The following is a 10,941-nucleotide window of genomic DNA, read 5'->3' on the forward strand; positions in this document are numbered from 1 at the left end:
CGATTGCCTCGACATGAATGTCAATTTCGGTTGAATTGCGCCCCGGCAACACGCCTACGTGCCACCGGGAAGCAGGGGAGTAAGCTCAGTACTCTTTTGACGGTTGCGGGAAGAGCTTTTCAGGCTCTTGCAACACGCTGATCGCGCCGTCTTTGTCCTCAATCGATGTGGGTGTTTCGATCCAGCCGCCGGGATATGACCCGTTGAGCGCGTCAATGGTCGCGTGCATTGCCGCCTTACCCATGAGGAATGGCGAGGTGTTGACGGTCGCCGTTATGTTACCTGCCGCGATTTCTTCGAGACCAGACGTGTCGCCGTCGTTGCCCAAAAGAACGATGTCATTGCGGCCAAGTGCTTTCGCAGCAAAGGATGCCCCAATGATCATGTAGTCGTTCGCCGCAAAGATCATGTCGAGATCGGGGTTCGACTGCAGGATATCCATGCCAGCAGTGTTGCCGCCTTCGACGTTCCATTTGCCGTCAATGGACACTACGACTTCGAAGTTTTCGTTGCCATCAATGCCGTCAAGGAAGCCGCCGACACGTTCGGTCGAGTGATAGCCAGGCTGCCCTTCGATGATGCCGACCTTCAACGGCTGATCTCCATAGGTCTCGATGGCCCAATCAGCGATGGCATGAGTACCATTGCGCTGAGAGTACCCGACAACACCGTGGATCGGAGTCGGGAAGTTCGGGATGTCCGAGTTGATCATCAACACGGCCATGCCCTTGTCGACGGCTTGCTTAAGCAGTGGTGCTGCGGCGAATTCGTCATGCGTTCCAAAGATGATCGCATCCACATCCTGCGTCAGCACATCCTGGATCATACCCATCTGGCCGTTGATATCCGCGCCGGATTGAGGCGCGAGCATGAAAACGTCGACCCCGGCTTCAGCGGCGACAGCTTTGATGCCTTCGCCAATGGCGATGTAGTAGTTAAACTCGGTAGCCGGCGGCATATACGCGACACGGAACGTGTCATTTTTGGGTTCAATCGCATCAATCGCTGCCTGTGCCCCGTCCTGCAGCGGCACCGGCGTCGGATAGTTCTCAGCCAAAGTGACCGTGGCAAGCGCGGCGAAGCCCGCGGCAAGCGTTGTGGTTCTAAGCGTTTTCAACATTGTTTTTTCCTCCATAAGTGCGTTGGTTATCCGTTGAACGGCGTGTCGATCACGCCGCGAATGCCGGGTTTCACGGCAAAGAGGCCGCCGGATTCCGGTTCTTTTCCTAAAGCTACCTCGTCACTCATAAGCCGCGAGGTCGTGATAAAAAGTGTGTCGAGGTCAGGGCCGCCGAAAGCACAACAGGTAGGCTTCCAGACCGGCACCTCGATCACGTGATCGATCGTGCCGTCGGGTGCGGCGCGAATAACGCGGCGGCCTTCCCATTCGGCATTCCACACGCCGCCTTCAGCATCCACGCAGGACCCATCGGGCAAGCCCGGCTCATCTTTGAAAGAAACATGTCGCCGACGGTTTGACACGGACCCGCGGTCGGTGTCGTAGTCAAATGCCACGATTTCTCGATCGGGGGTGTCAGCGAAGAACATCGTGGTACCGTCCGGCGTGAAACAAGTTGAATTGGCGCAGAACACCCCTTCAATGATCGTGCGCACGCTCAGATCCGTGTCGATGCAAATGACGGACGAATCGGCCTTACCCGAAACTTCGTTCATCCCCCCGACAATCAACCGCCCCTGACGATCGGGCCGCCCGTCATTCAACCGCGTCTCCGGGTTTTCCGGTTCGAAACGGGTCACGAGGGATTCTTCGCTCATGGGCGGATCGAGCAAAACGACACGATCTGCATAAGCAACGATCAGCCCTCCGGAGGCCCGCGGAGCAAAGCAACACACGCGCTCCGACATATTATGAGATGTGCTTTTCGAGGTTACCGGATCAAATGACCAAAGTGCACATCCCTCAATGTCGGTCCACCAGACAAGACCATCGGCGGGATTCCAGAAAATCCCTTCCCCGTGCTGGTTCTTGCAGTCAACCACCAACTCCGCGCGCAATTTTTTGACCTCCGTTACCACATTCTGATATCTGATATACCAGCTTGCCTAATCTGGTGTATCAGATATCTTGCATCTAGCAACACCTTTTTTGGAGATATCCCCAGATGGCCCTTGAGAGACCCAAATCATTGCGTGAACTCGCACTGGAGCATTTGCGGAACAGCATTATCGATGGCTCCCTGAAGATGGGTCAGGTTTTGTCGGAGCGAAAAATCTCCGAAGAGCTGGGCGTGTCTAAGTCACCGGTCCGCGAGGCGCTCGCTCAATTGCGTGACGAAGGGTTGGTCAGTATCGAACCGCAAAAAGGCGCACGCGTGTTTTCCTTGTCTGAACCGGAAGTCACCCAAATCTGCGACTTCAGACAAGCGATTGAAACAGCCGCCTTCGAACTGGCATTGTCGCGTGACCCTGAAGGACTAGCGAATGAAATGCAACGCGTCGTGACGGAAATGGAGCGAGAACGGAGGCGCGGCAACGAGAAAGGCTACCTTTCACTAGATACCACGTTTCATCAGTTGATCTTCGAACATGCCGGGAACGATTATTTGACGGCTAGCTATACCCGATACATCGGTAAGATTGCAGCATTGCGGACACATCTGGCGAAACTGCCTCAGCATACCGATCTCTCTTTTGACGAACATGCAAAGATTGCTATTGCCGTTCACGAAGGGGACATGGCCAAGATTAAATCCCTTCTTACGGCACATATTGATCGTACGCGGCAGGCCTACAAGAGCGCTGCAATCGTTCTCGAAGGAGCCGTTGCGCCCTGACGAAAAGAGCAGCTGAGCTATAAAAGGGGGCGGGCCATGTCGGCACCGCCCCTTTCTCTTTTTTATTGACATCTGAGATATCAGATGCCAATCAAAAAGCGGGAGGAACTTTGCATGACACCAGCAATGAAACATGGCGCACCGAGGTCACAGCCACTGATTCAACTGGATACCGTTGGCAAAAGCTTCGGAACGAACATTGTTTTGGACGGTGTCGACTTCGAGTTGAGACCCGGCGAAGTACATGCGCTTTGCGGCGAAAACGGTGCTGGGAAATCCACCTGCCTCGGTCTGCTTTATGGGCTTCACCAACCTTCGGCAGGGCGAATCTTGTGTGACGGCAAGGAGCAACGGATCGAAAGCCCGTCGCATGCGCAATCCCTGGGCATTGGTTGTGTCTTTCAGGAGCTCAGCCTCGCCGGTGCCCTCTCCGTGGCGGAAAACATCTACGCAGGCCGAGCACCTACCCGGCTTGGAGTCGTCGATTGGCCTGAATTGCGTCGCCAGGCGGAGGCCCTGTTGGCGGAGTTCGGTCTGGACATTGATGTTTCGATGCCGGTTGACAGCCTACCGATCAGTTCCCGCCAGATCGTTGAAATCGCCAAAGCGTTGTCACTGAATTCGCGTGTCCTGCTGCTAGATGAGCCGACATCGGCATTGGCACCCGACGAAGTGGACGCGTTGTTCGAGATCTTGCGGGCTCTTGCACAAAAGGGGATTGGCATCGTCTATGTTAGTCATCACATGCCCGAGATTTTCCGGATCTCGGACCGTATAACCGTTCTGCGAGACGGGCGGCACATCAGTACCTTGTCGGTTTCGAACACCACTCAGGAACAGGTCGTTGCCGAGATGATTGGCGGTGCTCACCCCGGTGATGTCACCCGTTCGGGTCAGGTCAACGGCGACGAGGTTTTGCGCGTCCAGAATTTAGCACATCCGGATGAGTTCGAAGACATTTCGTTTTCCATAAAAGCCGGAGAGATCGTTGGCATGGCCGGGCTGATGGGCGCCCACCGCAGCGAGATTGTTCGGTCCATCGCCGGGTTGATGCACGGCGCAACTGGCGAGATCAGACTTCATGGCAAGCCTGTCAACTTTGCGTCCTTGCGGCAGGCGATGCGTGCCGGGGTCGGGTTTGTTCCCGAAGAACGCAAGACTGAAGGCCTCTTTCTGGAACAATCGCTAAGTGACAATCTGATCGCAGCCAGTCTTTCCGACCATGCTTCTGCAGGGTTCATGCGTTCAGGCACGATCAAAGCGGCCAGCCAAGCGGCCATTGACTCCTTCAGTGTCAAAACCAGCGGTATTGCCGAGCTTGTCGGTGATCTGTCGGGAGGCAATCAGCAAAAGATCATGTTGGCCAAGTGGCTAAAACGCGCCCCAGCACTTCTGATCATCGAAGAGCCCACAAAAGGTGTCGATGTCGGGGCCAAATTCCAGATCCATACGGAACTTTTGCGTCGTGCCGCCGAAGGCATGGCCATTCTCGTCGTGTCATCCGATTTCCCCGAACTTGTCTCGCTCTCAACGCGCATCCTTGTCGTCCACGACGGTCACCTCATGGGAGATATCGCAGCCGCTGAGGCAACCGAAACCACGCTTCTTCAAATGGCCGCCGGAAATTCCGTTCCATTGGTGGACGCACCCCAACCCAATCAATCAGGAGTCGCGACGTGACCATGACCGCTCAAGCAAACTTGCCCATAAGGCGGCCCCTGCTGCGCCGTGTCCTGCAAGCCTTTGTCGATATTCGTGAACTGACGCTGATCGTTCTGATTGCCGCCATCATCATCGTGATGTCCAACATCAACCCCTACTTCCTCAGCTTCTCGAACTTTCGAGCCGTGGCCGTGGGCATGGCACCCACTGCAATCATCGTGATCGGCATGGCAATCCTGCTCGCATCCGGCGGGTTCGATCTTTCGGTCGGATCGGTAATGGCCCTGTCTTCCACTGTCGTAGCCATGCTGCTTCTGACCGGCATGGCAATCCCGCTCGCCGTGATCTGCGGGCTAATTCTGGGCGGGATTGTGGGGGTAGTGAACGGTGTGCTGGTGACCGGCCTCGGGATCAATCCGCTTATCGCAACCCTCGGCACGATGTCGATCGCACGCGGCATCGCCCTCGTCCTGACCGAAGGGTTTTCAGTTTCAAGCCTGCCGACGTCTTTTGCCTGGATCGGCAAGGCTGACATAGGCGGTTTTCCGGTGATCGTCCTGTTCACCATCCTGCTGGTCATCCTGTTTGACTTGGCCGTCCGCCACACGCGCTTCTTCCGCCAGGTCTATTTCATCGGCGCCAACGAAAAGGCCGCAATGCTGTCAGGTATCCACGTCACACGCGTGCGCATCATTCTTTTTGCACTCACCGGCATACTGGCCGCTCTGGCTGGTGTTCTGCTGGCATCGCGCCTGATGAGCGGCACGCCCACGGCAGGCAACGGTATCGAACTTCAGGTTCTTGCGGCAGCCGTCATCGGCGGTGCATCCTTACGCGGCGGCGAAGGCACCATCCTTGGAGCTTTCCTCGGCGTCGTTTTCGTCGCGCTTATCAACAATACCATGACGATGCAGGCCGTATCGATCTACTGGCAGATGATCGTCATCGGCGGCGTACTCGTCTCGGCAGTCGCCTTGGACATGCTTATTCGAAGCAAACGGGACTAAGCCCAAAGCTATCTAAAACTCAATAAATCCAAAGATCCAAAACAGGGAGACTACTATGACTGAATTGAAAGTAAACCGGCGCAAGCTGCTGACAGCGGGCACCACAGCAGGTTTGGCCGCAGCTTTCGGACTGCCCATGCTTTCTAAAGAAGCCATGGCGCAGGCAACCGGCAAGGAATACGTTTTCCTGTCCATAGTCACGCAAGTGCCATTCTGGGTAGATTATCGCAATGCGATGAAAGATCTTGAGGAGTTGATGGGCATCAAGGCGACCTTCACTGGTCCTCTGGATTTCGACACTGCAGCACAAGCGCGCCAACTGGATGAACTGATCGCAAGACGCCCTGCGGGCATCCTCATCTTCCCCGGTGATCCGGCCACCTTGGCACCCGGCGTGGAACGCGCTGTCGAAGCGGGCATTCCAGTCACGTGCTGTATCGGTGATATTCCCGACAGCCCTCGATCCACTTTCCTTGGTATCAACGGGGTTCAGGCAGGACGCGTCGGTGGCGAGATGCTGGCACAAGCGATTGGCGGTAAGGGCAAAGTCATCCTCGGCACATTCCCGGCACCATCCACATTGGAGCGGGTCGAAGGGTACAAACAAGTCTTTACCGAGAAATACCCGGATATCGAAGTGGTCGATGTGGTCAACGACAAGGCCGACCCGTCCTATGCGCCGACAGCCTATCTTCAGGCCATTCAAGCGAACCCGGATATTGTTGGCATTGGTGGAACAGACGGCGACAGCGGCAAGGGAGCTGCGATTGCGGTCAATGAGGCGGGACGCAAGGACATCAAGATCGTCGCGATGGACCGCAATGATGACATGCTGCCCTACATCGAAGACGGTACAATTCACGGCGCTGTAGCCCAAAAGTCCTATCTGGAGATCTTCCTCGCCTTCCACATGATGCATTGGCAGAATACCGATGCGCTGAAGGTATTGCCCGATTGGAAAGCGGCTGGCATCAATCCTTTGCCGGAACGCGTCGAAACCGGGGTGATGCCGATCACCACCGAGAACGTCGCCCAGTTCAAGCACACCTGAGCTATTATCCCGGCGCGGACTGTCGCGCCGGGGCACCGACGGGGGGGTTACATGTCGGACAGATGGAGCGTTCTTCACCTGCAGCAGGACGATCTGCGGCTGACCCTCTTACCCGGCATCGGAGGCCGCTTGCGGGATGTGAATTTCCAAGGGCGCTCCCTCCTCTTTCGAAACCCCCATCTTGACGGGTTGGACGTGGATGACACGCGGCTTACTGATCTGCCCACGCGCTCTCCACAGTTTGGCTTTCCGCTCTGGGGTGGTGAAAAGACTTGGATCGCCCCGGATGCATCGTGGGTAAACGGCGCCCCGTTTCCTGTGTTGGACAGCGATTCCTACCAAGTCACGTCAAGAAGCAGCACTCATGTCGACATGACCAGCACCGTTTGTCCGATCTCCCACCTGTCAGTGTCACGTCGCATCACGCTGACTTCCGCAAAGAGCTGGGACATTGAACACGTCGTTGCCAATCGCGGCCTCTCCGCGCGCCTGACCGGCATTTGGTCGGTAATGATGCTCAACACCCCTGCCAAAATCGGCGTCGAAATGGAAAATCCGGCGTTTTTCAACGTTTTTGGCTCTGCCGAAGGGATGGCGACCACGCATGGGTCAAGCGTTGTTGCGGATTGCAGAAAACAGCAGGAATTCAAGATCGGGCTGCGCAACCCTAACGGTCGTACGCTGGTCCGGTGCGGCACGGACGGCCCCTTGCTGATGTGCTCAGTGTCGGAGCCTCAGCGGGACGACCAATTTGCGCATCACTATCCGTTTGAGGTCTTCAATTCGGGCGATTACGCTTACTGCGAAGCAGAATGGCACTCACCCGCGCGTGACCTCGCGCCGAATGAAACGCTGAGTTTTCGGCAAAAGTTCCTCGTCCTGTCAGACGACGACGCATCGCAGATTCGCACGGGCCTCACAAACAACAAGGAATTCCTGTCATGCATGTCTTGATCACAGGCGCCGGCGGGCATCTTGGCCGCAAACTGTTCGACACGCTTGAAAGTGATCCTGGCTACTCCGTTTCTGGTATCGACATCCGGCCCGTCGATCATCCCGACATTCATACCGCGGACCTGTCCGACGACAGCAGTTGGGTCGGTCTGCTAAAGGGGGTGGACGTGATCGTGCATCTTGCCGGCGATAGGGAGCCCTCAGCCACCTGGCCTTCCGCGATCAAGCACAACATGGATGCAACGCTTACACTCTATCACCATGCTGTGGCTATGGGCGTCAGCCGCGTGGTTCTTGCCAGCTCCAACTGGATCCATGGCGACAAGAGATTCACGCATGACGCGCTCAATAGCGCGACGCCTCCTGGCCCGGTGAATGCCTATGGCATGTCAAAGCTGTTCTGCGAGCGGACAGGTGCCTATTTCGCCGAACATCATGGGCTTTCTGTCATCTGCCTGCGCATCGGCTGGACGCAATGGACCCATGACAACCAACCAGGCCCGCATATGGCAATGGGCAAGTGGGGCCAGGAAATGTGGTTGAGCGATCGTGACTACCTAAACGGGATGCGCGCAGCAATTGACGCGAAGAATGTGTCCTATGCAGCACTGAACCTGATGTCAGACAACCCGGGAATGCGTTGGGATATAACCGAAACGCGGCAACTGATTGGCTATTCTCCAAAGGACGGGTGCCCCGCGAAAACAACAGCGAGCATTGCCTTAAGATCAGCGCTGAAGCGGCTGTTTACAGTCCGGCTCCCCAGTTATTTCGCGACACGTTTTTCGGATTGGTAGAGGACAGTCCAGGCATTGTTCTTTTCGCCAGGTATTCAGCTCCCGAGACCTAACTTTGAGGCAAGAGCGGGAAAAGTCGGATTTTCGCGTGCTTTGGGCAAGCCTAACGCCTTGACCTCAAGGGTTCAGGCACTGCCTTCCCCCTCGGGCAACCCTATTCGACAGGGCCGTGACCTCGGCTACGCGTGCGGGCCGCACCACCCTTTGTCGAGTAGCATTGCCTCGCACCAATTTGTCTGATCGCGTCCAGACGCGGCAGACCTTGCCCCATCAGAACTTCAACCTGCCGTAACTTCGAGACAATCTCCTCCGGCTTCGGGCGCTTGCTTGCCATCCTCTGGTCCTCCATTTCCTAAACATAACGGTGGGCCCGTTCAAATCTGGATGCTCAAATGGGAACAGGGCCTAAAATGCACTAACAATCGAATTGGATCCGCCGGATAGGGCTGCTCACAGTCATGATTGAAGCTATGCAAAGTGCTCAAGATGCAGTTTCTTTTTTGAACGATGTGTACGAGAACTGATTGACGATAGAATGGCATGTCTTGAGGGCAAAGCAGTGAACCACATTCCATTGCGGTGCCTTGCGACGCTGCTGAACATAGGGGTTCCTCTACAGTCCCCTTGGTCAAAGCCGACGCCTTTGTGCAGAGGGATAGTTGATGCCAAAAACAGACCCGCAGTCTAATGTAAGAATCAGAATTTCAGTGCTTCTTATGCTGGTCATCGGTGGGCTGGTATCGCTCTCGACCGGCGCGGTGCTGATTGTGTCAACACACGCCAATTTTCAAAATACAACAGAGTTGTTGAATGCTTCTGCCTCGATGGTGGTTGAGTCTATTGAAGACAATGTCTTTGGGTTGACGACGCCGATCGAGGAATTAGTGACGTCCCTTCGAGAAGACGCAAGCTCGGGCGAGGTCGACCTGTCCGACACCGAATTCCTGAAAGCATACTTTAGAGGCGTTGTGGCCTCAGCACCCTACATGACCGACCTCGCGGTGGTTTACCCTGACGGTAGCCTTTTCATTGCTACGCAGATAACCGGCCCCAATGGGCCAACGTTTTCCTCCGTTGTTGAACAACCCGACATCGGAGCGCTCCAGTACCTTGAGGATGTAAAAGGTTATGACGGTTTATTCTGGAACGACCCGTTCTTTGATCAAGGCAGAACGCATATTTCGGCGGTAGCTCCAACATACAAAGACGGTGTTTTCCTAGGTGCTGTACTAGTGTCCTCAACCGTGCAGCATTTTTCAGGTATTATCAGTGAATTGGGTGGCAAATACGGTGCTACCGGTTTTATACTCTTTGGGAACAACCGCGTGCTCGCCCACCCAAAGTTGCTTAACTTGTCGCCAAAAGGGTTGAATTCAGACCTACCGTTGCATTCGATTGATGCGCTCGACGATCCGATAATCTCGCAAATGCTGACACAAGTTCCTGAGTTTCAGGGCAGCGACGGCTCGTTTGATGGATTTGTTGTGGAAGTCGCGAACGGCGAGCATCTGGTTCTGACCAGTACCATCGAGGATTTTGGTTCTGAACCTTGGGTGATCGGTCAATATTCGCCGTTGAGCGACTGGAGTAATCAATGGAGCCGGTTGAGCGACGCCGCTCTGGTCAGCATGGGACTTCTGGTGGCTTCCGTGATTTTGGCGCTACTGCTAGCCAGGAAGCTTTCCGCACCGATCCAAAGATCGACCGAAGAAGCTATGAAAGTCAGCGAGTTGAATTTGGATCAGATCGACTATCTTCCACCTTCTCGCGTTGCGGAACTAAATCTTCAAGCTGTCGCATTCAACAAGATGCTTGATGGGCTCCGCTGGTTTGAGACCTATCTGCCCCGCTCTCTTGTGCGGCAATTGTTGAAAACGGGAGACCCCAATGTTGTCGAGCCTCGCGAAGTCGAATTGACGGTCATGTTTGCTGACATCGTTGGTTTCACGGCTACGTCGGAGGCGATGACACCACAAGCCACGGCCGAGATGTTGAACGGTCATTTCGAAATCCTGAACCGCAATATTGAAGCAGAGGGTGGCACTCTTGATAAGTACATTGGCGATGCTGCCATGGCTTTCTGGGGAGCCCCTGACAAACAAGAAGACCACGCAGAGCGGGCCTGCCGTACCGCCATGGCCATCAAGCAATCTTTAGCCGAGGCTGGGGTCAGCTATGGCGTGAAGATAGCAATTCATACCGGGCCGCTTATTGTCGGTAATATTGGGGCGTTGAATCGTACAAACTACACAGTGATTGGGGACACCGTTAACACTTGTGCGCGGATTGAGACTTTGGCCGGCGAACTTCCCACAAGGGAGCAAACCAGTATCCTTATCAGCGACGCGACCGCGCGACGCATTAGTGCGTTATTCCAGCTAATCCACATTGGTGATTTTCATGTAAAGGGTCGCTCAAAAAGGGTGACCGTGTATAGGATGTCATCTGGACCGCCCGACGAAGGGGGCTTCGATCAGGTGTCGACCATATCAAAAGGATGACTTGATACTGCATTGCTGCACAATTCCGACTTGGGATTCATGTTATGAATCCAGTGTGGTAGCTGACAGCCATGAGCAGCTGGACACCGACGACTTACAAAACCAAGAATTGGTCAGACTACAACGCAGCCCTAAAGCGACGAGGTTCGCTGTCGATCTGGTTTGACGCTTCAA

The 10,941-nt window shown here is 55.1% G+C and carries 9 protein-coding genes and 1 pseudogene; 8 read left to right on the top strand and 2 right to left on the bottom strand.

All coding sequences use genetic code 11. The features are described 5' to 3' along the window. Positions 1 to 85 precede the first annotated feature (85 nt). A complete protein-coding gene (locus tag AB1E33_RS29035; RefSeq protein WP_372580707.1) occupies positions 86 to 1,120 on the bottom strand; it encodes a sugar ABC transporter substrate-binding protein in 1,035 nt (344 codons plus the stop codon). 26 nt (positions 1,121 to 1,146) lie between these two features. Continuing rightward, on the bottom strand, positions 1,147 to 2,037 hold the full coding sequence (locus AB1E33_RS29040) for an SMP-30/gluconolactonase/LRE family protein (RefSeq protein ID WP_372580708.1): 891 nt from the start codon (positions 2,035 to 2,037) through the stop codon (positions 1,147 to 1,149). A gap of 86 nt (positions 2,038 to 2,123) precedes the next feature. Here AB1E33_RS29040 and AB1E33_RS29045 point away from each other — a divergent pair, with 86 nt between their 5' ends. The 8 genes and pseudogenes from AB1E33_RS29045 to AB1E33_RS29080 all read left to right on the top strand — a co-directional run. Continuing rightward, positions 2,124 to 2,795 carry a GntR family transcriptional regulator gene (locus tag AB1E33_RS29045; protein ID WP_372580709.1) on the top strand — a complete coding sequence of 224 codons (672 nt, stop codon included), beginning with the start codon at positions 2,124 to 2,126 and terminating at the stop codon, positions 2,793 to 2,795. 114 nt (positions 2,796 to 2,909) lie between these two features. After that, positions 2,910 to 4,475: a sugar ABC transporter ATP-binding protein gene (locus AB1E33_RS29050; protein ID WP_372580710.1), complete on the top strand. Its 1,566-nt coding sequence runs from the start codon at positions 2,910 to 2,912 to the stop codon at positions 4,473 to 4,475. A 2-nt stretch (positions 4,476 to 4,477) separates the two neighbouring features. Beyond that, complete coding sequence (locus tag AB1E33_RS29055) at positions 4,478 to 5,464, top strand: ABC transporter permease (protein ID WP_372580716.1); 987 nt, start codon at positions 4,478 to 4,480, stop codon at positions 5,462 to 5,464. Between the two features lie 55 nt (positions 5,465 to 5,519). Then, a complete protein-coding gene (locus AB1E33_RS29060) occupies positions 5,520 to 6,515 on the top strand; it encodes a substrate-binding domain-containing protein (RefSeq protein ID WP_372580711.1) in 996 nt (331 codons plus the stop codon). 195 nt (positions 6,516 to 6,710) lie between these two features. Then, positions 6,711 to 7,469, top strand: coding sequence for a hypothetical protein (locus tag AB1E33_RS29065; protein ID WP_372580712.1), 759 nt, complete (start codon positions 6,711 to 6,713; stop codon positions 7,467 to 7,469). After that, positions 7,457 to 8,266 carry an NAD-dependent epimerase/dehydratase family protein gene (locus AB1E33_RS29070; protein ID WP_372580713.1) on the top strand — a complete coding sequence of 270 codons (810 nt, stop codon included), beginning with the start codon at positions 7,457 to 7,459 and terminating at the stop codon, positions 8,264 to 8,266. Before AB1E33_RS29065 ends, AB1E33_RS29070 begins: the two co-directional genes overlap by 13 nt. A gap of 662 nt (positions 8,267 to 8,928) precedes the next feature. Further along, a complete protein-coding gene (locus AB1E33_RS29075) occupies positions 8,929 to 10,767 on the top strand; it encodes an adenylate/guanylate cyclase domain-containing protein (RefSeq protein ID WP_372580714.1) in 1,839 nt (612 codons plus the stop codon). A gap of 71 nt (positions 10,768 to 10,838) precedes the next feature. Beyond that, a pseudogene (locus AB1E33_RS29080) lies at positions 10,839 to 10,941 on the top strand (IS5/IS1182 family transposase); the annotation flags it as partial.

It is taken from the genome of Ruegeria hyattellae, assembly GCF_041537925.1.
Taxonomy (GTDB): domain Bacteria; phylum Pseudomonadota; class Alphaproteobacteria; order Rhodobacterales; family Rhodobacteraceae; genus Ruegeria_C.

Coding starts and splice junctions, on each gene's coding strand:
- AB1E33_RS29035 (WP_372580707.1), bottom strand. CDS start 1,120: ATGTTGAAAACGCTTAGAACCACAACGCTTGCCGCGGGCTTCGCCGCG.
- AB1E33_RS29045 (WP_372580709.1), top strand. CDS start 2,124: ATGGCCCTTGAGAGACCCAAATCATTGCGTGAACTCGCACTGGAGCAT.
- AB1E33_RS29050 (WP_372580710.1), top strand. CDS start 2,910: ATGACACCAGCAATGAAACATGGCGCACCGAGGTCACAGCCACTGATT.
- AB1E33_RS29055 (WP_372580716.1), top strand. CDS start 4,478: ATGACCGCTCAAGCAAACTTGCCCATAAGGCGGCCCCTGCTGCGCCGT.
- AB1E33_RS29060 (WP_372580711.1), top strand. CDS start 5,520: ATGACTGAATTGAAAGTAAACCGGCGCAAGCTGCTGACAGCGGGCACC.
- AB1E33_RS29070 (WP_372580713.1), top strand. CDS start 7,457: ATGCATGTCTTGATCACAGGCGCCGGCGGGCATCTTGGCCGCAAACTG.
- AB1E33_RS29075 (WP_372580714.1), top strand. CDS start 8,929: ATGCCAAAAACAGACCCGCAGTCTAATGTAAGAATCAGAATTTCAGTG.